Origin of the sequence: Curvivirga aplysinae (genome assembly GCF_009711445.1) — a bacterium.
GTDB lineage: Bacteria > Pseudomonadota > Alphaproteobacteria > UBA8366 > Aestuariispiraceae > Curvivirga > Curvivirga aplysinae.
Window position 1 is genome coordinate 1 of record NZ_SMMC01000163.1, and the last position, 23,142, is coordinate 23,142.

Here is a 23,142-nt window from a genome sequence, read left to right on the forward strand (position 1 = left end):
TTTATTCTAATTATATAAAATTTGATACATATTGAATTTATAAAACCACAAGGACTTAGCATGAGCGACCTTTCTCGCGAAGAATTAAAAGCACATTTATCAGCAGTTGAAGCACAAGTACGTGCAGCACTTCGAATTGTTGCTGCCGAATCAAAATCTGTACAACAAGCTCATAGCACCTTACGTGCTGATTTATCATCTGCCCTTATCCGTCTTCAATCAGATGTGGGATCAAAAACCGATGACGTGGATGCAAAAGTGACTGAATTACTTGCTGAAGTTCGTAATTTGCAGCAACAAAAGAAATCCATGTCCAATATTATGACAATGTTGCTTTTAATCTTTGGCATTTTCGTTGGTATTATGGCCGGTGGTAGTTGGGCTTTCTTAAACATTCTGGAAGATAAGACACATTATGTAGAAGAAGTGGAAGCCCCTTCATCAATGTCGATGAATTGAGTTAAGAAAAAAGCCAGCTAAAAGCTGGCTTTCATTGTTAGTTTTGTTGATACACGGAACAATATTGCCCTTGGGCTTTTAGCGCCTTACATAAGTTTTCAGCTTGAATATTTCCACCAGAAACAGGTCCTGCCATTAAACGGGTAAAACGCCCTTTATTTGGAACTTCTATCACCAGTTTATGTGGCGACATTCCTCCCAATTCCAACTCATATTTCTTCTGATAAATATCCCAACCTCGCGATACATTTGCGTCTTTACTATAGGACGCAACATGCAGGTAATACCCGGTTGGAGGCGCAGCAATAACAATCTCTTTAGGCTTACTTTCCGGTTTTGTTACTGACTCTGGCTTTGTAATGGGTTTATCAACATCTTTTGTAGCTATCGTTACCTGACCATCATCAGGCATTATCGACATAATATCTTCACCAGAATTAGAAGTCTCTTCTTCCACTTCAGAAACGACTTGTTCCTGAACAACAACCTCTTCAACAGGTGAATTTTCAACTTTAGGAGTTACAGTTTCACTTTCAGCAACTATCACTTCATTGGAGACGCTTGCCTCTTGAATCACCATCGGAGGCGGCGGTGCATCTTCATTTGAAGAAGGTATAGCATCCGGCGACATGACCATTGTTCCATCAGGTGTGGTTTTATCCCCTTGATGAGGAGAAAGAGACCCAACGACAACCCCTTGTCGATCATAACCAGTTAGAATCCGTCGTTTAACGGCACCACCTGTTCGCCCAACATGTTCTGTCATTACATAATAACCCAAGCTCGGCGCATAATAGAAGGTCCAAGTTTCAGGTTTCTGACGGGAACATTCAACACGAAATGTATCAAACGCAGCCATCGGCAAATTTACTCTCGTTTCTCCGGCCACAATGCAAGCCCAGTCAAATTCCCAAGCGTAAGGAGGTTTATCTGTACTAACCGTGGATTTAAAAAGGACTTGCGCCCCAACTTCCATTGGAAAAAAACTTCCTTGAAGTTGAGATAATAATCGTTTGCCAGCGCCAGAATCACTGCTCCAAGCTAAAGCAGGAAACAAAGGGTTCAAAGATGTCTCTTGTTGCGCCCCTGTATCACTCTCCCAGTTTAATTTATCTTGCTCGGCAGATGTAACCGTCCATGTCATATCAGGATTATCCCAACGGAAACGATCCCCAGGAATTAAACTCACAGGCCTAATAATTTGTTCTTCAGTGTAATCGCGATTTACAGTATCTATTTCAGGTTCGGAAACCATAACAGTTGTGCAACCAGCTAAAACGCTACCAGCAAGAATTGCTGTTGCAACATTCTTTAAAGAAAAATGAGAATTTTTAACCACAATACTTACTTCTTAATTTGTACCTAATCAAAAGATGCCTGAATCAACATATAAAATCCAGTATTTTCAACATATTGGTATAACTAATTCTGAAAACTCAATTCTAATTGCCTATAACTTCATATCACAACGCAAGGTTTTCTGGCTGTAACAATCCTGTAGCCTCCAGAACCTTGAAAACTGCCGCACGTGAGACATAATCCATCTCAATCAATTTAATTCTTGATTCATATACTTGGCTCTCTGCATCAAGAACGTTAATGGTAGTTTCTTTACCAGCATCACGTAGCTTTTGTCGGGAAGCAAAAACCTCTTCAGCAATATCCACGGCACTTAACAGAAGATCATGACGCTCTTGACTACGTTGCAACTCACTCCAGCTTGTTAAAACATCTTCTTCTGCTTTACGACGCTCATCAAGAGCTAATCCAGAATAATAAGATGCATTATAAGATGCTTCACGGACAAGCGCATCAGTCTCCAGACCTGAAAACAGCTCCCAGTTTAGTTGCACCATGATAGAAGACGTTCTTGTTGCACCTGCCGTTCCGCCGACATCATCTTCATAATCATGACTGCCAACTAAATCTATAGAAGGGTAATACCCCCCTTTTTCTGCTTCAGTCACATGACGCCAGCGCTGAGCAGCGAATTCTTCAACTTTAATTGATTGACGTAAGTCAAGAGCAATGGAAAGCGCTTCCTCTTTGGAGGCTGGCAACAACTCGAAAGGCGGTTCAACATCCTTCATTTCAAAAATGTTTGCTGGTCTGCCAAATGCTCTCTCATATGTTGCTTCCGCTTTTTCCAGATTACCAATATGAGATACTGTTTTTTCCTTTGCAATGCGTAATCTGGATTTAGCTTCTAATACATCTACAGCAATGCCAGAACCACGTTCAACTCGTTCATTTTCGAGTTCCATCTGCTCCGCAATTGTTTCTTCACGTTCGCGAGACAATCTTACGATTTCTGAATACTTCAATACATCAATATAAGCGACGATGCCTCGTAACATTTCTTCAGCAGTTACCTCGGCCAAGGTACTTTCTGAAACTCGTAAAGTTGCTTCCTCAGCAGCAATGGATTCTGTATCTGAAAACCCATTAAACAAATTTTGGCGTAAGGTAAGTGTATATTTATCCCTCGACCAGTTAGCGTCACCTAGGGAGCTATCACGGCGAACTTTACTATCGGTTTTTTCTTCACCTAAATCCCCGTATAATGAAACCGTTGGTAATAAATTACTTTCTGTTGCATCCAACAATGCATGAGTCGCTTGAACCCCATGGCGCGCAGCCTCAATGGCTGGATGTAATTCCAACAAATCACGCAAATCTTCTTCTAAACTTTGCGCAGATGCATAATTGCTAAAGCCTAAAATTGTACTAGACATAAGCAATGTTGCAGACAAAATATGTCGCATCTAATTTACCCCTATCGTTGAAATAGTTTCTTTTTCAACGATTTGTTTCCCGAACTATTCATGAACCACCTCAGCTTACATGAGATTTCCCAAGCTGACTAGCATTTTAAGAAAAACCAAGTATTCATCAAGATTAACGTTCTCTAAAACCTTCATGTTTTAATTTAAGTACTGGCCGTATCAAATAATCAAATACCGTCCTTGTACCTGTATGTATATCGACTGTTGCTTGCATACCAGGTGAAATAGGGTATTCACCTTCATTCCCAAGATAGGTTTTATTTGTCCTAACAATAACATCGTAAAAAGGTATGCCGTCTTGAGTTGTATTGGTACTCGCACTAATACGAACGACTTCACCTTCTAGGCCACCGTATCTTGCAAAGTCATAAGTAGAAATCTTGACAACAGCATTCTGACCAACTTCGACATAACCGCGATCAACGGGACTTAATTCTGCTTTGATAAGCAAATCATCCCCGGCGGGAACTATTTCCAAAATCGCTTCCCCAGGGCGGACAACCCCACCAATTGTATTGTGACGAATATTTTTTACAGTCCCATTAATTGGGCTTCTTACATCTGCTCTCTGACTTTGATCTGTAGCAAGGTCCAATGTTTCCTGAACAGAAGCAATCGCCGTTTCTGTTTCAATAAGAACATTAGAAAGACGCGCCTGCCTCTTCAATTGAGCTTCTGAACGTTCAGCCTTTGCTTCATCTACTGCACTGCGTGCACGTGGGATGGACTTCTGTAATACATTTGCTTGTCCTCGCAACTTTTCGGCTTCACTGGAAATTTGTAAATGCTCGATTTTCGACATTAACCCATCGACAATTAAAGTCTGTGACATTTCAAGTCGTTGAGAAGTAAAGGATAGATCTTGCTGAACCGTTTCCAGATGAGTAACCAGTTCTTCAACTTCTAACTCTTTTTGTTTGATTTTTTGCTCAATCAACAAAATAGTACCATCATGCGCAGCTTGTTCAGCATGAAATGTGTTTATCTCAGAAGTAGCAAGATTAGGATAAAGTACCGATAGACTTTCGTCAGGCATAAAGGGCTTTCCATTTATCTGAGCTTGCACACGTTGTTTACGCAAAAGAAGACCATCTATACGAACTTTTAGCTCATCAAGGTTTAAGGCAGATCCTGCAAGATTCAATTTTAAAAGCACCTGCCCCTCTTCTACGAAATCACCTTCCTGCACCAAAAGTTCATCAATTACGCCCCCTTCAAAATGCTGTACGACTTTCAGTTCTCCTTGTGGCACCACTTCTCCCGAAGCAACAGCAACCTCATCCAAATCTGTATAGAAAGCCCATACGCCAAATATGGTCAGAAGTAGCATAACGATCCATCGGATTATTTTTCTACCAGTATATGTTTTTGTCTCTAATAATGTATCAAGGCTATTTCTCATAATTCTGCCTCTACAGTTTCAGAATTACTGACTTCTTTTTTCTTACGCAATTCTTCTAATACTTTACTTGAAGGACCTGCTACTGCCACACGTCCTTTATCTAAAAGCAATACGAAATCAGAATTATTCAAAATAGCAGGGGAATGGGTAACGCAAATCACTGTGCGATCGCGGGCATAATCATATAAACGCTTTGCAACCAGAGTTTCGACTTCACTATCTAAATGGCTTGTTGGTTCATCAAGTAATAGAATTGGGGGCCGACCAATCACGGCTCGGGCTAAGCAAAGCCGTTGACGCTCTCCACCTGACATAAAGCTACCATTCTCCCCAACTTCCGCATCGTATCCATCCGCATGGTCAATGATAACTTCATGTATACCTGAAAATTCTGCCGCTTCTATTATTTGAGCATCAGTGTAATCTTGATTAGACGCAGTAATATTTTGCTTAACGCTACCTGATATTAATGCGGTATCTTGCGGTAATACTCCAATCCATTTCGAAAGTTGAGATCGGGTAAATTGTTTCATATCCCCCTCATCCAAAAGAATACGTCCATCTTCTGGCTGATAAAGACCTGCAAGCAGCTTAGATAACGTGGATTTTCCGCTACCATTTTTACCCATAATGCAATAAAGTCCCTTAGGTCCTATGCTTCCTGATATCCCATTAATAACAGGTCGCCCGCCTTCAGAATACCGAAATGAAAGATTTTCGAATTTGAATTTCCCGCGCGGCTCAGGCAGCTCAATACTTGCATCCACACGATCTTCTTCAAGCGCAAATAACTCATCAAGACGGGCCTTTGCCAACCTCATCTGGGCAAACCCTTTCCATTGAGCAACTAGAGACGATATCGGGGCAACCAAACGTCCCGCTAACATATTAGAAGCAATCAATGATCCAATCGTTAATTCTTGTTGCAAGATTAATAAGGCGCCTACCGAGGTAATTGCGACTGTTGAAACTAACGCCATAAGCCCGGCAAGAACTTGATGTGCATCCCCTACACGGCCGCGATTTGAAGACTGAGTTATTGCAGAGGCGTGTAAGGCTTCCCATTTACCTCGCAAACTGCTCGCCATATCCAAGGATTTAACTGTAGTACGTGCTTGTAAAATATTACTAAGCAGTTGATCCCTATTAATTTGTGCTTCACGTTCCTTTGTAACCATCTTCCGATGCATAGCACCAGATATCCAAGCCAAAAGCACAAACATGGGCACAATAACCAAAAACACGATCCCCAAAGAAGGCGCAATAAAATATACAACTCCCAGAAATAACACGGCAAAAGGCAAATCAAATATCAGCGCAGCAGAAGCCCCACTTAAACTATTTCGGATTAAGTCCAGATCTTTGAATAGTTGATGCCAGCTTTCGGTATTTCGTGTTTCCAAAATTCGTAGTGGTAAGTTCAGAATTTTCGTTATTAATGCCCGGCCAATCAAACCATCTAACTGAATACCAAAAGATTGAAACAATCGAACGCGACCATAACGCAAAATACCGTCAAATAGAATGACAAGTACCATTCCAATCACCAAGCCTTGCAATGTCGTATATCCAGCATTGAAAACAACACGATCATAAACTTGCAGAACAAATACAGGAATTGCCAAAGCCAACAGATTTACAAAGAAAGAAGAAAGTAAAGCCTCAAACAAAATAACTTTACTGTCGAGTATCAGTGATCGAAGCCATTTCTCTTTCACGGACTTCTTCCTTTCTTAAATAACAACTTGGATCATCTTACGAATAGTACGGAATATTGAAACTTTTATTTTTAATACATTGCAACCATACCAATATCTAGACTATTAAACATTCCAGATCGGTTTTAGAATATTAAAAATACCAAGTATTTATGATGCATTTTATCTTTTTTTCTTTTTATTTTTAAAGAAAATATGCAACAATATAGTTGGGCAGATTTGATGATAAGCGAATGAGCTAACTTGGCATACGACTTGGGAAAACGTAGTTGCAGATGACGCTCGGGACATTGATTATACTTGCAGTCCAAAGCAAGACTTCCAATATTCGCCTAAGGAAATTTATTTGGGAAGGTTGAGGTTACGTCATGGCGCGCTTGACGAACGATATTTTTACCGGGATTGGCGGGAATCAATCATCAGAAATGTTAAATCCAGAATCTGCCTTGTTGGGATCTACGTCATTGACACCTTCCGGCTTAAATGGACTTTCTTCTCACTTAATTGATAAGCCTAATCTGTATTTAAATGCTGAAAACCAAACCGAAATTTCTTTACCAAACGTAAAATTCATTACAGATGCGCGGATGTATCGCGAAGGTAATGATTTGCAACTAACGCTGCCGGATGGCGAAACTGTTGTGGTAGAAAACTATTTTGATCAGGTCACCCCGCCTGATCTGGTTGCAAATCAAAATGTAAAACTCACACCCCAGCTCGTAGAATCATTTCTACTTCCTTTAGCTCCTGGACAAGTGGCCCAAACTATTGATGGCGCTATTGGTGATCCTATCGGCAATGTGGAGTTTTTATCTGGAAACGCTTTTGCCGTTCGACAAAATGGCAGCCGCGTTGAACTAAAATTAGGTGACCCTGTATATCAAGGTGATCAAATTGAGACTAATTCAGATGGTTCCATTAAACTGCGTTTTGCAGATGATACAATCTTTACCTTAGGTGAAGATGCAAGGCTCGCACTTGATGAGTTAGTTTACAATCCTACCGAGACCAATGGCAATTCTGCGTTTTCTATCCTTAAAGGAAGTTTTGTATTTGTCAGCGGCCAGATCGCACATGATAACTATGACAATATGCAGGTAAATACGCCAGTAGCAACAATTGGTATTCGTGGCACTACAGTTACCGGTTCTGTATTGGTTGATGGCGAAGCTTTATTTACTTTTTCAGTTTTGGAAGGAAGCATTGACATCACCGCAGGCGGGGAAACGATTTCTCTAACAAACAACTTTGATACAGCTGTTGGTGAACTTGACCCATCCGGTTCGATCAGAACCTTTGAGGTTAGTCGTACACAAGCTGAAGTTATTGGCAGCAATAATGTTGCCTTAAATGCTTTGGGTAAGGAAGATTTACAGCGCCTAGAGCAAATTATTGAACAAGAAATTGAAGAAGCTACTGGTGAAGAAATAGATATCCAACTCGATAACCTCCTAGAGGCTTCGGAAGAAAATGGAACCGACACTGAAGGTGAAGATCCCACTGACGATGACCAAAGCCAATTTGATGATGTCTTGGACAGCGATTTAGTCGAAATTGTTATCGAAGTGGATAATGAAGAAGATCAAGTAGAGACAGAGACTGAGATTGTCGTTGTAATAAACGAGCCAGAGCCAGAGCCAGAGCCCGAACCGACTGCTGATGATTCCACTTCAAATACAGATACAGGAACAACCACAGATGATACTCCGACTGGTGGAGGCGGAATAGTTTATACAAGCGTATCTCTTTCTTCGGGCGGCGGTACTTTTACAGCTTCAGCTGGTGATACAACTAACTATAATGTCACAGGTGGTGACGGTGATGATATAATTCAAACCGGCGCGGGCAGTGACATTATTTACGCAGGGGCCGGGGATGATATAATTGGCGCAGGTGGGGGCAACGATGTTGTTACTGCAGGTACAGGCAATGGTTATGATAGCTATGATGGTGGTTCTGGGGACAACACACTCGAATATCCAAGCGTGGGAAGTGGGACAGACCTCTTTGTAGAGCTTGGCGCTGGCACAATCGATACTGATGGCGTTTTTGATCCAAGTAATACTCTAGTTGCAACTAAATTTACGAATCCGATTGGTACCTTTGGAAATAATTCCTCAGGTGATATGTTTAGCACAGTGTCTGATGCGGGTACCGATCTCATTGATTTTGATGTATTTACCAATTTCAACAACCTATCCTTAGGTGCCGGTAATGATTCAATCGCAGTTAATAATTACACGAATAGTGAGGCTGTTGCTATTAACGTGAATGGTCAAGATGGTATAGATACAGTCGTCTATGAAAGTGCATCTGATCTTGGCAGCCTCGTTGCAAACGGAAATCAAGTTGTTGTGAATCAAGGGTCATATACCCAAACATTAAGTAATATTGAAATAATTACAGAATCTTCAACTTATGCAAGTTTTGGCAATGGTAACGACAGTACAAATCTGTCTTTCAATTTACTTGGATCTATATCTAACGGCACATTGGGCGCAAACTCAATTCTCGACTTTATTAGTGCATCAAATATGGAATTGAACTTTGTAAATACAGGCTCTCTTCTAATTGACAGTTCTAACGTTAGTAGTGGTGTCCTGACATCAAACCAAGGCACACTAAACATCCAAAATACAGATTTTGGCAGTGGAACCGAACTTAAACTATCTGATAGTACTACACTGGACAGCTTAACCTCTATTACTATGACGACCGGATCGACGCTGACAGTTGACAGTGGTCAAATTTTCTCTGTGGATGATGACGTTGCCAATAAAATTGACCTGCAAAGTGGTGCTGTTCTAAATGTAGATGGGCAATTAAATTTAGCTTTTACCACCACAACTAATAATGATCTGACCATTCAAGGGTCTGGTACTGTTGTAAATAATGAAACATTAACATTAGATACCCTGACTTTATCAGCTAATCTTACAAACAACGATGATTTAATCCTAAACTCGAATCAGACTGCAACCATCAACGGTGAGATGACCAATAGTGGTACACCCGCCCTTCTATCCTTGGGTGGATCCTCCAATATAAATGGTTCTGGTACTCTTAATTTTGAGAATGGCGCGACTCTGTCGTCCACCAATTATAATTCCATTTCCACCGTGTTTAATATGAATAATGGTGTTATTGAAACAACTGGTGGCACTTTAAGTTTGATGAATGGTGGTAGTTTTGGTGCGAGTTCATCAATGTCTACAAGCGGCAGTAGCGGTATTGATTTAAGTGGTAATTTTGAGCTTGATGGTAATATTGATATTGGCACATCGACAATACATAGATACGCATCAGGTAATTTTGACGCAACAAGCGCAACTTATAATGGCTCTGGTGCCTTGAAACTACTCAGTGGTTCTGACCTTCAACTGGGTAGCAATACGAGCTTTACGAATACATCCCTGAATATAAGTTCCTATAGCGGCTCAACAGTTTCTGTTGCGTCGGGACAAACATATAATAATGCCGTTGATTTCAACTTCTAAAATGCCGGCGTATTAAGTATTGCAGGCAGTCTCACCAATACGGGAAGCCTCGGCAGCCTTGCAAATATAACTGGCAGCGGCCAGATCACGAACAATTCGGGCGGTACACTTGATTTAAATGGTGGCTCTGTCTCGACTAGTATCGTAAATACAGGAAAAATCCATATCAATGGCAATACGACTTTTACAAATAACATAGATATTTCTGCTTCAACAGGCACATTGGAAGTGGATGGTGCCACTCTGACTGTTGACGGATCCACATTAACGTCTACCGATCAAGGAACGCTTAAATTTACAAATGTTTCAGGCATATCTAGCGTCAACAGTGGTGTTTTGAATGTGGACGGAAGTAGTTCTAGTAGTTCGGGCGTTTTAGAAGTTTATCAAGGTACTTTGACGACTGATAATGTCGATTTGAATATTGGTAACCATGGTAAACTTGTTATCGACGACTCCCTTGTAAATGCTCAATCAGGTGGATCAATCTCCTCTACAGGAACCCTTGATTTCGCGACGGGCACATTAAGTGGATCAACACTCTCTTTAGGTGGAGATTTCACCAATAACGGTCTCACTACATTTACCACTGGTAATGGTGGTTCAAATGTCAGCGCTTCAATAGAAACAAATGGAAATACCTTTACGAATGCAGGTAGTCTAAGCTTAGGTAATTCACAAGATGGAACAGTCACAATAGATGGCGCATTTGTAAACTCAGGCGTCCTATCCATGGCAATGTTCGTCGAAGTTATTAATGATGAACCCACGCCGGGGAATGCGTCAACCTTAACCTTCAATTCCAGTTTTACAAATTCTGGAACGCTTGATTTGGCAATTGGATCAGAATTTTCCAACAATGGTACGGAGAGCCTTATTAATTCAGGTACGTTATCAATTAATAGCACGAATGCTGGTGACGATACGATTTCAAATATAACGACTAACATCACAAATACAGGCAAGATCACGCTCGATAGCACGAATACCCAAGTAAACCTGCAAGGGGATGTAGATACATCAAACGGTGATTTATTTATTGCCTCAAACTCAAAATTAAAATTCGATAATGATGCAACCTCAACGCTTACAGTTACCCAAAATACAGGGCTTTCTGGTGATTCAGGCGCAGAATTGCATGTCAATAATCTGGAGGTTGCGTCTGGCGTATTCCAAGTTAATGATACAGATATCACCCTAAATATCGATAACTCTGTTACTGCATCTAGCGGTACAATTATCTATTCAGACACCAATATCACGGATAATGTAAGCTTTTTCGGCAATAATCATATCATTGACCAAGGCAAGACACTTAGTCTAGCGAGTAGTACGACACTAACATTAAATGGCGATCTTACGAATAACGGTACAATAGACAGTAACGCAAATAGTGGCATCTCCTTCAGTAATGACACACATTATACAGCAAAAAGTTACGATGACTCAGGTACCTTGAAATTCACTGGCATTGAAAATGATACACCGAATGATGGCTCATCAATTACAGGTGCTGGCGAAGTGGAGCTCCGTCTTGATGCAACTCATAATATGAATCATGGCGCATGGAACTTTATGACTGCTGATACTATTAATGATAATTTCCAAGAAATTTTAGTTGTCGATTCTACAGGATCGGAAGCATTTAGTAACAGCTATAATGGTACCACCGTTGTAGGAAGCCTCTCTCTTACAGATAATAATGGATTAGATACTTTTGCTCTTGATTTGACTTATGTTACTTCAGACGGGGTCGACAATTCAGGGGACCTTGTCTTTACGGGTACATCTGGGCAAGATGTATTTTTTGGCGGTTCTGGCGATGATGTAGCAACAGACGGTGGTGATGGAGACGATATTTTCTATGGAAATGGTGGCAATGACACTTTCACACTGAGTGATGGTACAAGTTCAGCCTCCTACTATATAAATGGCGGAGCTGGAGACCAAGATGTGTTAAAAATAAGCAATGTAGATCTTTCTACAAATTCTTGGCACATAAACGAATTTGAAATCATCGATATAATTAGTTTTGACCCCGAAATAACAGTCGATTCTGCAATGATAAAGTCCATATCCGAAGATACTAATTCAGCTTTGAGTGGTGTTTCTGTAGACAGCAGTTTAAAACAGGACGCGTTAGTTTTCTATGCAGCGAATTCAGGAATTGAAGCTTCAATCAATATTGGCGGCGAATTTACTTCTAGGGGAACTATTTCAAATACAGACACCTCCAGTATGGGCGCATATGCAGATACATATTCGATATATGAAGACACAACGAATGGCGGAGTAATTTATGTTGGTTCTAACGTTTCGGTGAACGTGAACATAGTTCCGGGTTAATCAGAATTCCTGAATGGTACTGCTAAGTGAATAAGAGTTTATTATCAAAAAAAAAAGAAGCGCCCTCTGAACAAAAAAACCGTCATGCAACAGCATGGTGGTGGCGGAAAATTGGTACTTATGGCGCGGTTTTGATTTTACTTTCAATGGCTGGTATTCGATTTGTTGATCCTGATCCAGTAGAAGCTCTCAGACTAAAGACCTTTGATCTATATAATCGCCTTGCACCTCGTGAAATCACAACACCTGCGGGACAAAATCCCATAGTTGGCATTGTTGATATTGATGAACGTACTTTAGCCGAAGAAGGTCAATGGCCTTGGCCACGCCATAAAGTCGCAAAACTCCTTGCAAAGCTTCGAAATGCTGGCGCTGTTGTCGCAGGATTTGACGTTGTCTTTGCTGAACCTGACAAAACAAATCCGTCCATTATTGCAGAGAATTTACGCGGTGCATCTGCTGAAACAGTAAACAATCTCAAATCTTTACCAAGTAATGACGAAACCATGGCCAATGTCATGCGGACTTTTCGTGTTGTGATGGGACAAGCCAGTCAAAAAACAGATTCGAGTACAGTAAAAGTATCCGATGCGCATGATAGTTCCGTTAAAGGTTTCAGAGATACACGTATCATTGATACCGAACTTGATCCTAAATCCTATTTAGTGAACCAACCTACTCTTGTTCATAATATTCCCGTTTTAGAACAGGCTGCTACCGGACATGGCGTTTTCTCAGTTGAGGAAGAAGTAGATGGGGTTGTCAGACGTGTTCCTGCGGTTTCCGTCATAGAAGGTGTGCCTAAACCAGCATTAGGTGTGGAGGTCTTAAATGTGGCTCTCGGTGGTAACTCCATCGTAGTAACCGTCAATGATGGTGGCGTAGAAGACGTCAGATTACAAACCCCCCAAGGCAATTATATCATTCCAACAGACCCTCGTGGTCAAGTTTGGGTTTATTTCGCAGAATCAGATTTATTCAACCAGGTTGATAACAGTGGACGTTGGTATGTGTCCGCAACAGATATTCTAAATGATCGTGTTGGTCCGGAAAAATTAGCTGGGCGCATCTTCTTGGTAGGCACATCAGCTGTAGGTTTACTTGATATCCGTAATACACCAATCAACGCGCGCCTTCCCGGTGTGGAAGTTCATGCCAATATGATTGAAACAATTTGGGAAAAACAATATCTCGCCTACCCTGTAGAAATGCAGGGTTTTGAAATGGGCGTTCTATTTATTGCCGGGATATTGATGATTTTCTTTATTCCACGCGTTGGACCGATGTGGACGCTAGGCGGATTAACTATAGTTCTTGGCGGGTTAGTTGGAACCAGTTGGTATCTATATGTAAACGAACTCTTACTTTTGGATATCACCTATCCCGGTGCTTCGGTGGTCATTATCTATGCTATGTTGACTTTTGCAAATTATGCACGTGACTCAGCAGAAAAGGAACAGGTACGAACTGCTTTTGGACAATATTTATCACCGGATTTAGTAGAACAACTAGCGGAAAACCCTGATCAACTTACGCTAGGCGGTGAAACTAAAAAGATGACGCTTTTATTTTGTGATGTACGTGGTTTCACCACGATTTCAGAAAGTTATAAAGAGGACCCACAAGGCCTCACTCGCCTGATCAACCGTCTTCTTACACCGCTTACAAACGAGATTTTGGAGAGACGTGGCACAATCGACAAATATATGGGTGACTGCATCATGGCCTTTTGGAATGCACCACTTGCTGACCCTGATCAAGAGCATAATTCATGTGCTTCTGCCCTTGCTATGTTTAAATCTTTAAAAGAGCTAAACACGGTCAGAGAACAGGAAGCAAAAGATGGAAATTTCCCATTTCTCCCTCTTAATATCGGTATAGGTATAAATACTGGTGATTGTGTTGTTGGAAATATGGGATCAGATCAACGTTTTGACTACTCAGTTCTTGGAGATGCTGTCAACCTTGCAGCACGTCTGGAAGGACAATCAAAAAGTTATGGAGTTGGCATTGTCTTAGGGCCAGAAACAGCATCAGAAGTCAGCAATGATTATGCGACCCTTGAATTAGATCTTATTGCAGTAAAAGGTAAGACAGAAGCTGTTCAGATTTTCACTTTGCTTGGCAGTCATAAAGAAATGGATATGTCTCATTTTACGGTACACAAAGAAAAGCATGATGAGATGATATCAAATTTTCGCGCTCAAAATTGGGATTTAGTGGAAAATCAAATTGCGTCCCTAAAAGGTGGTGTCGATACAATTATGGATGACTTCTATGATATCTATCTAGAACGTGTTGCAACCTATCGCGAAACACCACCCCCTCAAGATTGGGATGGTGTATTTGTCGCTACAACCAAATAGTAACAATTAGTTAGAAGCTTTTTTTTCCTCTAACACATCATATAAATGTTGTTTTAGACGATCCAAGACGGGTCCCCAATGACCAAGAACTTTCTGTCTATATAAACGCATCGTTGGATACCAAGGTGTGCGCTCATGCTCTAAAAGCCATCTCCATTCAGCCCCATAGGGAATTAAGGTCCAAACCGGCTTCCCCAACGCCCCTGCCAAATGGGCAACAGATGTATCCACTGCTATAACCAAATCTAGTTGTTCAATTAAACCTGCGGTATCTGCAAAATCTCTTAATCCTTCGCGTTCATCCACAACATTTGCATGAGTATCAAGCCACGGTTTTAGATCTTCTGCGCGTTCTCCCCATTGCAATGCATAGAATGCGACTTCTTTCACGTCAAAAAGCTTGGAAAAAATATTTATATCAATACTTCTATATCGATCATCTGAATGTGTCGGACGTCCAGCCCAAACAATACCCACTTTCAATTCAGTACCCTCGATGTTGTTGAGGGCATTTTTACATTCTTCTGGAGTAATAACATAAGGGATTTTTGCCGGAACCGTTTGTAAGCTTGTCCCCATGCGATGAGGTAACGAAAGTAACGGTATTTGAACATCATACCTAATTTGATGCCTCTCCCCTAGGGAGAGAACTTCATCAGGACCAGTTATGTTTTTGAGCAACCTGATTGTTTCAGGCTCACAAAGTAGGGTTATTCTGCAATTATCCCCTTCTCTCTCTCGCAAAACTTCAAGATATCTACAAAATTGAAATGTATCCCCAAATCCTTGTTCAACGTGAACGACAAGATGTCTATTGTTTAAAGGCGAACCATCCCATAAGCGATCCATCACATTCGGGACATTCGGTTTAAAACCATCCACCCTGTATCTTGATTCATAAGCAGCCCATCCTTTTTCATATTCTCCATTTAGAAGAAGACAAGCTGCAGGTGCAAAAATACCACGAGGGTTATTTTTATCCATATTATGCACCTTAAGGTAACAATCCAGTGCATCTTGAATTCGCTCAAGGCGCATGTAAGAATTACCCAATCCATAATGTAAGTCTGCGAGGTCAGGTTTTAATGTAATTGCCTTTTTATAAAGCTCAATTGCTTCAACAGGATGGCCAATACGTAAGGAAATATGTGCCATCACTTGTAAGGCACCTATATTATCCGGTTCAAAAACCAAAGCTTGTCTTGCCCATAGTAAAGCTTCATCAAGTTCAACCTTTCCATCTAGTAATCGGGCCAATTGAACCATCATGGGAACATGCTGTATGGAAAGGTTTATACTTGAAAGGCTTTTTCGTAAAACCTCCTCTGCCTTTTCATTTTCTTTCTCTCCCGAAAGTAAGTTTGCGTATTTATATTGCAAATTTAACCAATCAGGTGCCAAGCCAGCCGCCTTTTCAATACATTCACGATATTGTTGTTGACGGTCTTCTTCATCCAACCCTTTATGTCTAAGGATCGTTTCACCTTTATTCGACCAGGCTTGCGCGTATTCAGGTGCAAGTTTGATCGCGGCATCAAAAGCTTCTATAGCTGCATCAAAACTTTCGCCTCTAACAAGTGCATTTCCAAGATTATTAAAAATATCAGCTCTTTTATTGTCGATGCTCAATCCATGATGATAGGAAGTGATTGCCTCGTCAAAACTACCATTTTCAAAATGCACAATACCTAGATTATTTAATGCTTCAACATTCTTATCATCCAATGAAATTGCACGTTTAAGATAAGTAATTGCTTGCTCAAATTGCCCATCTACACGTTTTAAATACCCAATCGTATTTAACACGCGCACATTATCCGGTTGGCTTGAAACGGCTTGTTCAGCAAATTGAATTGCCTCAGGCAACTGCCCTGCCTTGAAAGCGATAATGGCATAATAATTAAGTGCTAATGCATCCGATGCATTTTCAGATAGCAAAGATTTCACAATAGCTTCGGCATCGGCTAATTGATTCATATTTATCAATTGCTCTAACTTTTGAAAATCTTCACTGCGCTTATCGCTACCCATTTTATCTCCCGTTGTCTCCTACAACTTCATTTCAAGAAGTTAACTTGTTGAAATTACTATGGCAAATTGCTGAAGATTCTGCAATTCATGATCTATGCTATATAGTGGCAAAAAAAGATATTGACGATCTCCAAATCTTACTTGTATATACAACCTACAAAACGAGGCCAAATATGACTGATCAACCAAGATACAAACAAATCAAAGATCATATTATTCACCATATACGTTCCGGTGAATGGCCTGCTGATTCTCAAATCCCTTCAGAAAACGAACTTCTAAAAGAGCTTGGCGTTAGCCGCATGACTGTAAATCGTGCAGTGCGTGAATTAACTGCAGAAGGCGTCCTAAGGCGCGTTCAGGGATTGGGAACTTTTGTTGCAGGCCCACAACCTGCATCCGTTTTGTTGGAATTGAGAAATATTGCTGATGACATTCGTGAACGTGGCAATACACATTCCACCGAAATCATTATGAAGGAAACAATTCAGGCGTCTAAAGATCAGGCACAAACCTTCTATATCTCTGAAGGAGATGAATTGTTTCATACAATCCTGCTTCACAAGGAAAATGATTTACCTCTACAGTTGGAAGATCGTCTCGTTAACCCTAAAACAGCACCAGATTACTTGGAATGTGACTTCACAGAAACCACACCTAACGCCTATCTGGTTGCAACAAATCCGGCTGATGAGGTTGAGCATCTTGTGGAAGCCCAACTACCATCTACAGAAACATCCAGCCATCTCCAAATGAAGAATGGGGAGCCATGCTTACTTCTTAATCGACGTACATGGTCATCTGGACAAGTTGTTTCTGTAGCAAAACTCTATCATCCCGGAAATCGCTACAGCTTGGGGGCTCATTTTCACTCCCGTAAGGAAGCTGTCGATTTCTAAGTTTTCTTAGAAAGGTCGACATATGTCCAATACATCTCGATTAGACAATGCAAGAACAATTCAAAGCCCAACTGGTACAGAACTGAATTGTAAATCCTGGTTAACTGAAGCGCCAATGCGCATGTTGATGAATAACCTTGATCCAGATGTAGCTGAACATCCACATGAGCTCGTTGTATATGGCGGTATTGGTCGTGCAGCACGCGATTGGGAAAGTTTTGATACTATTGTGAAATCTCTTAAAGAACTGGAAGAAGATGAAACGCTTCTTGTTCAAAGCGGTAAGCCTGTTGGTATATTTAAAACTCATTCTAACGCCCCTCGTGTTTTGCTTGCGAATTCCAATCTTGTACCTAATTGGGCAAACTGGGACCATTTCAACGAATTAGATAAAAAAGGCTTAATGATGTATGGTCAAATGACCGCAGGCAGCTGGATTTACATCGGTAGCCAAGGCATCGTACAAGGGACTTACGAAACTTTCGTAGAAGCAGGTCGTCAGCATTTTGATGGCAATACTAAAGGAAAGTGGATTTTAACCGCAGGCCTTGGCGGTATGGGCGGTGCACAACCACTAGCCGCAACTATGGCTGGTTATTGTTGTCTTGCGATTGAATGCCAACCAAGTCGTATCGACTTCCGTATCCGCACAGGATATGTGGACAAACGTGCAGACAGCCTTGAAGAAGCGATGCAAATGATTAACGAAGCTGTTGAAAATGGCGAAGCTATCTCTGTTGGCTTACTTGGCAATGCAGCAGAAATTGTCCCTGAAATGGTGAAACAAGGGATCAAACCTGATTTGGTAACGGACCAAACCTCTGCCCATGATCCCGTAAACGGCTATTTACCCGCCGGTTGGACATTGCAGGAATGGGAAGATGCCCGTCAGAATGACCCGGCAAAAGTATCCCGCGAAGCCAAGAAATCTATGGCGGTGCATGTAAAGGCAATGCTGGATTATCACCATATGGGGATTGCAACCGTTGATTATGGCAACAACATCCGTCAGGTCGCATTAGAAGAAGGTGTTGAAAATGCCTTTGATTTCCCAGGATTTGTACCAGCCTATATTCGCCCCCTCTTCTGCCGCGGTGTTGGTCCTTTCCGTTGGGCTGCATTAAGCGGTGACCCTGAAGATATCTACAAAACTGACCAGAAAGTAAAAGAAATCATCGCAGATGACCCTCATCTCCATAATTGGTTGGATATGGCAAAAGAACGCATTCATTTCCAAGGCTTGCCTGCACGTATTTGTTGGGTTGGATTAGGCCTACGTCATAAACTTGGTCTTGCCTTCAATGAGATGGTGAAAAATGGAGAGTTAAAAGCACCTATCGTCATTGGTCGTGATCATTTGGATAGCGGTTCTGTGGCATCCCCTAACCGTGAAACTGAATCCATGATGGATGGTTCTGACGCTGTATCAGATTGGCCTCTTCTAAACGCATTATTAAATACTGCAAGTGGTGCGACATGGGTAAGCTTACATCATGGCGGTGGTGTTGGTATGGGATTCTCCCAACATTCCGGAATGGTCATTTGTTGTGACGGCACAGATGAAGCAGCGGATCGTATCGGTCGCGTTCTATGGAATGACCCAGCAACAGGTGTAATGCGTCATGCTGATGCAGGTTATGACATTGCCAAAGATTGTGCAAAAGAGCACGGCCTAAACCTACCAATGATGAAATAAGATTTTAACGGATTTATGAAAATGACAACAACAATCAAAATCACTCCTGGTCATCTAACACTTGCAGATTGTCGTGCAATCTATGATGGGGCAAAGATCGAGCTGGATTCTGCGGCACGCCCAGCCGTAGAAGCATCTGTTAAGACTGTTAGAGATATCATTGATAATGACGAGACAGTTTATGGTATCAATACAGGATTTGGTCGTCTTGCCCGCACTAGTATCCCAGCAGATAAACTAAAAGAACTACAAGTTAATCTGGTTATGTCCCATGCAACATGTACGGGCCAACCAATGCGTCATTCCGTTGTGCGTTTAATCATGGCACTAAAGGTAAACGCATTAGCCCGCGGGCATTCGGGCATTCAATGGAAGGTTTTAGAAAATCTTGTAACTCTTTATAATAATGAAGTTTATCCTGTAATCCCGGAAAAAGGGTCTGTAGGCGCATCTGGTGATTTAGGACCGCTTGCACATATGTCATGCGCATTACTAGGTATTGGGGATGTTGATTATCAAGGTACCACCATCCCAGCGGCAGAAGGCTTAAAGAAACTTGGTCTGGACCCTGTCGATCTAGGTCCAAAAGAAGGTCTGGCTTTGTTAAACGGTACCCAAGCCTCCACCTCACTTGCTTTGGCAGGATTATTCCTAGCTGAAAACACATTTGCTGCGGCTATTGTCGGCGGGGCACTATCTGTTGATGCGGCTATGGGATCAGATGCACCATTTGACCCACGCATTCAAACTGTACGCGGGCATTCAGGTCAAATTGATGCTGCAGAACTTTATCGTAACCTATTGGAAGGAAGCGATATTCGTAACAGCCATTTAGAATGTGATCGTGTCCAAGATCCGTACTCCTTACGCTGTCAGCCACAAGTTATGGGTGCATGCTTGGATCATTTACGTTTTGCGGCGAATACTTTTGCAATTGAAAGTAATGCAATTTCTGACAATCCCCTCGTCTTTACGGATAATGGCGACGTAATTTCCGGTGGCAACTTCCATGCAGAACCTGTTGCTATGTCATCAGTAATTAGCCATTTCACTTTCTGAGATCGGTGCCTTGTCCGAGCGTCGAATTGCCTTACTGATGGATCCTGCTCTTAGTGGTTTACCAGCATTCTTAGTCGAAGATGGTGGTGTTAATTCCGGTTTCATGATTGCACAAGTCACAGCTGCAGCTTTGGCAAGTGAAAATAAAACACTGGCCCATCCTGCAAGTATTGATTCGCTACCTACATCTGCAAATCAGGAAGATCATGTATCTATGGCCACATTTGCCGCGCGTCGTCTAACTGATATTGCAGAAAATGTTGCTGGTGTTGTCGCTGTCGAATTATTGGCGGCAGCTCAAGGTATTGACTTCCATAAGCCAATGAAAACCTCGCCTGATTTGCTAGAAGCAATGTCTATGATCCGTGAAAGAGCACCTTATTATGATAAGGATCGTTACTTCGCACCAGACATCGAAGCAATTAAAAGCTTGGTTTTGGATGGAAAATTCCTTAAGTTTATTTCCAGCAGTGTGCTACCTAGCCAATAAGGCACAACAAAAAACAAAGTGCACATTACCACGTGAACCTCAATAGGGATGGAGATGTCATGGCTAATCCTACAGATCATGACAAAACCAAATCAGGTACATTGTTCCTTTTTGTCGGACCCAGTGGGTCCGGCAAAGGACCACTTCTGAGACGTTTTCGTGAATTATATGAAACAGACGAACGTTTTCATTTTCCAAATCGTGTGATCACACGCGCCGTTCATATGCCTGATGAAACGCATATACATGCGACTATTGAAGCATTCTCTAATGCAGAAGAAGGTGGCGCTTTCGCTCTCCATTGGCACACACATGGGCATAGTTACGGTATTCCAGGTCATGCGCTAACTGAACTACAGAACGGTAAGCATGTTATGATTAATGTATCCCGCACGATGGTCGAGCAAGCACGTGAATTTGATTTTCCAGTGAAGATCTTTCACATTGAGACACCACTTGATACCAGTTTCAAAAAATTGAAGGCACGCGGACGCGAAAGTGAAGAAGAAATCGCCCAACGCTTAAAACGGCATGATCTCCCCTATCCCGATGAAGGCGATATATTAAGAATAGAGATAGATGGTGAAAGTGACGAAGCTTTTACCCAAGCAAACTCAGTCATTCAAAAAATCCTTCAGGAACCATAAATTCGCTTCCTTGTAATATTATTACTTGAGTTTACGGGTCTAAGTCTCTATGACCCTCCCCAACATTACGTCCCCTTTTATTTCTTTAGGAGTAACACGCATGGCCAGCCCTGCAATTGCCCCAAATGTAAAAAACGAAGCAGATTCACGCAGAACCTTTGCGATTATTTCTCACCCGGATGCTGGTAAAACCACATTGACTGAGAAACTATTGTTAATGGGTGGTGCGATCCGTATGGCTGGTGAAGTGAAAGCAAAGGGCGACCGTCGTCGTGCACGCTCCGACTGGATGAAGATCGAACAACAACGTGGTATTTCAGTGACCACGTCTGTGATGACCTTTATCGATGGTGACAATACATATAACTTGCTTGATACACCGGGTCACGAAGACTTCTCCGAAGATACATTCCGTACATTAACGGCTGTTGATTCTGCTGTAATGGTCATCGACGCAGCGAAAGGTATTGAGCCGCAAACAAAGAAATTATTTGAAGTTTGCCGTTTACGTGACATTCCAATTATAACCTTCATTAATAAAATGGATCGAGAAACAAAAGACCCATTTGAATTAATGGATGAAATTTCCGAAACACTTGCATTGGATTGTGCGCCGATGGTTTGGCCGATTGGTTCGGGTATTGATTTCCGTGGTGTATATGATCTACACAAAAACCATTTCGTGGAATATACGGAAGACGGGCCTGTGCTTCATGAGATGACAGGTACGGATGACCCTAAGCTTGGTGAAATGATCCCTGCTGATCAATGGGAACGCCTACAAGAAGAAGCAGAGCTTGCCATGGAAGCCTGCCCACAATTTGATATGAATAGCTATCGCGAAGGCCATTTATGTCCAGTTTACTTTGGTAGTGGTTTGAAAAATTTTGGGGTTCGCCAATTGCTAAACGGTATTGGTATGGCAGCCCCATCTCCACGTCCACAACCAACTGAAGAACGTGTGATTGATCCCGGTGAAAATAAAGTGACTGGTTTCGTGTTTAAAGTTCAGGCCAATATGGATCCGAACCACCGTGACCGCATTGCCTTTGTGCGTTTGGTATCTGGTCAATTTAAACGTGGCATGAAATTGAAACATGTGCGTTCAGGCAAACCAATGGCTATCTATAACCCGATCATGTTTTTTGCACAGGATCGCGAACTTGCAGAAGAAGCATGGCCCGGTGACATCATTGGTGTGCCAAACCATGGCTCTTTACGCGTAGGCGATGCACTAAGCGAGAGTGAAACTATTCGTTTCACAGGTATTCCTAATTTTGCACCAGAAATCCTTCGTCGCGTCCGCCTTGATGATCCAATGAAGGGCAAGCATCTTCAAAAAGCTTTAGAGAGTCTGGCTGAGGAAGGTGTAACACAAGTATTTAAACCTGCTTTAGGGGCTAACTGGATTGTTGGTGTGGTTGGTCAGCTTCAACTAGATGTTTTAGTTACACGTATTCAACAAGAATATTCCATTAACGTATCTCTTGAAACAGCACCATTCGAAACAGCACGTTGGGTAAGCAGTGAAGACCCCGTAAAATTGAAGACTTTTATGGACGGAAATCGTTCCGCTATGGGTGAAGATAGAGACGGTGCCCCTGTATTTTTAGCCAGAAATGGATGGGAACTGAATCACCAAATTCAAAATCATCCTGATGTTAGATTCGATAAAACAAAAGAGAGATCGTGATCAGAAAATCATAAATATTGTGAAATAAAATACTAAGAAAGCTATTTTTTTTT

Annotated in this window: 13 protein-coding genes and 1 pseudogene; 9 read left to right on the forward strand and 5 right to left on the reverse strand. The window is 41.7% G+C overall.

From position 1 onward, the window contains the following. The first annotated feature begins 60 nt into the window (after positions 1–60). A complete protein-coding gene (locus E1160_RS07155; protein WP_155154412.1) occupies positions 61–459 on the forward strand; it encodes a hypothetical protein in 399 nt (132 codons plus the stop codon). 37 nt (positions 460–496) lie between these two features. On the opposite strand, the gene E1160_RS07160 is transcribed toward E1160_RS07155, so the two are convergent. From E1160_RS07160 to E1160_RS07175, 4 genes are all read right to left on the reverse strand, one after another. Then, on the reverse strand, positions 497–1,798 hold the full coding sequence (locus tag E1160_RS07160; protein ID WP_155154414.1) for an SPOR domain-containing protein: 1,302 nt from the start codon (positions 1,796–1,798) through the stop codon (positions 497–499). A 124-nt stretch (positions 1,799–1,922) separates the two neighbouring features. Continuing rightward, positions 1,923–3,224 (reverse strand): TolC family protein, encoded by a 1,302-nt coding sequence (locus E1160_RS07165; RefSeq protein WP_155154416.1) that lies wholly within the window; start codon positions 3,222–3,224, stop codon positions 1,923–1,925. 133 nt (positions 3,225–3,357) lie between these two features. Beyond that, positions 3,358–4,647, reverse strand: coding sequence for an HlyD family type I secretion periplasmic adaptor subunit (locus E1160_RS07170; RefSeq protein ID WP_155154417.1), 1,290 nt, complete (start codon positions 4,645–4,647; stop codon positions 3,358–3,360). After that, positions 4,644–6,365: a peptidase domain-containing ABC transporter gene (locus E1160_RS07175; RefSeq protein ID WP_155154419.1), complete on the reverse strand. Its 1,722-nt coding sequence runs from the start codon at positions 6,363–6,365 to the stop codon at positions 4,644–4,646. Before E1160_RS07175 ends, E1160_RS07170 begins: the two co-directional genes overlap by 4 nt. A 368-nt stretch (positions 6,366–6,733) precedes the next feature. Between E1160_RS07175 and E1160_RS07180 the strand changes: the two genes are divergently transcribed. The 3 genes from E1160_RS07180 (at position 6,734) to E1160_RS17440 (ending at position 14,574) form a co-directional block, all read left to right on the forward strand. Continuing rightward, entirely contained in the window at positions 6,734–9,862 is a 3,129-nt protein-coding gene (locus E1160_RS07180) for a FecR domain-containing protein (RefSeq protein ID WP_155154421.1), read from the forward strand. Between the two features lie 228 nt (positions 9,863–10,090). Then, the gene (locus E1160_RS07185; RefSeq protein WP_155154423.1) at positions 10,091–12,208 is read left to right on the forward strand and encodes a beta strand repeat-containing protein; all 2,118 of its coding nucleotides are present in this window, start codon (positions 10,091–10,093) and stop codon (positions 12,206–12,208) included. 26 nt (positions 12,209–12,234) lie between these two features. Continuing rightward, a complete protein-coding gene (locus E1160_RS17440) occupies positions 12,235–14,574 on the forward strand; it encodes a CHASE2 domain-containing protein (protein WP_155154425.1) in 2,340 nt (779 codons plus the stop codon). Positions 14,575–14,580: 6 nt separating this feature from the next. On the opposite strand, the gene E1160_RS07195 is transcribed toward E1160_RS17440, so the two are convergent. Next, the gene (locus E1160_RS07195; RefSeq protein WP_155154426.1) at positions 14,581–16,605 is read right to left on the reverse strand and encodes a tetratricopeptide repeat protein; all 2,025 of its coding nucleotides are present in this window, start codon (positions 16,603–16,605) and stop codon (positions 14,581–14,583) included. A 173-nt stretch (positions 16,606–16,778) separates the two neighbouring features. On the opposite strand from E1160_RS07195, the gene hutC reads away from it, so the two are divergent. The 5 genes and pseudogenes from hutC (at position 16,779) to E1160_RS07220 (ending at position 23,089) form a co-directional block, all read left to right on the forward strand. After that, complete coding sequence (gene hutC, locus E1160_RS07200) at positions 16,779–17,504, forward strand: histidine utilization repressor (protein ID WP_155154428.1); 726 nt, start codon at positions 16,779–16,781, stop codon at positions 17,502–17,504. A gap of 22 nt (positions 17,505–17,526) precedes the next feature. Continuing rightward, a complete protein-coding gene (hutU, locus tag E1160_RS07205) occupies positions 17,527–19,200 on the forward strand; it encodes a urocanate hydratase (protein ID WP_155154430.1) in 1,674 nt (557 codons plus the stop codon). A gap of 21 nt (positions 19,201–19,221) precedes the next feature. Beyond that, a pseudogene (gene hutH, locus E1160_RS07210) lies at positions 19,222–20,749 on the forward strand (histidine ammonia-lyase). A 59-nt stretch (positions 20,750–20,808) separates the two neighbouring features. After that, entirely contained in the window at positions 20,809–21,396 is a 588-nt protein-coding gene (locus E1160_RS07215; protein ID WP_155154432.1) for a phosphonate metabolism protein/1,5-bisphosphokinase (PRPP-forming) PhnN, read from the forward strand. A 100-nt stretch (positions 21,397–21,496) separates the two neighbouring features. Beyond that, entirely contained in the window at positions 21,497–23,089 is a 1,593-nt protein-coding gene (locus E1160_RS07220; RefSeq protein ID WP_155154434.1) for a peptide chain release factor 3, read from the forward strand. The last annotated feature ends 53 nt before the right edge of the window (positions 23,090–23,142 follow it).

What these genes read in the sequence shown, in the direction of transcription:
- hutU (WP_155154430.1), top strand. Translation starts at nt 17,527, where the DNA reads ATGTCCAATACATCTCGATTAGACAATGCAAGAACAATTCAAAGCCCA.
- E1160_RS07215 (WP_155154432.1), top strand. Translation starts at nt 20,809, where the DNA reads ATGGCTAATCCTACAGATCATGACAAAACCAAATCAGGTACATTGTTC.
- E1160_RS07155 (WP_155154412.1), top strand. Translation starts at nt 61, where the DNA reads ATGAGCGACCTTTCTCGCGAAGAATTAAAAGCACATTTATCAGCAGTT.
- E1160_RS07180 (WP_155154421.1), top strand. Translation starts at nt 6,734, where the DNA reads ATGGCGCGCTTGACGAACGATATTTTTACCGGGATTGGCGGGAATCAA.
- E1160_RS07165 (WP_155154416.1), bottom strand. Translation starts at nt 3,224, where the DNA reads ATGCGACATATTTTGTCTGCAACATTGCTTATGTCTAGTACAATTTTA.
- E1160_RS07195 (WP_155154426.1), bottom strand. Translation starts at nt 16,605, where the DNA reads ATGGGTAGCGATAAGCGCAGTGAAGATTTTCAAAAGTTAGAGCAATTG.
- E1160_RS07220 (WP_155154434.1), top strand. Translation starts at nt 21,497, where the DNA reads ATGGCCAGCCCTGCAATTGCCCCAAATGTAAAAAACGAAGCAGATTCA.
- E1160_RS07170 (WP_155154417.1), bottom strand. Translation starts at nt 4,647, where the DNA reads ATGAGAAATAGCCTTGATACATTATTAGAGACAAAAACATATACTGGT.
- hutC (WP_155154428.1), top strand. Translation starts at nt 16,779, where the DNA reads ATGACTGATCAACCAAGATACAAACAAATCAAAGATCATATTATTCAC.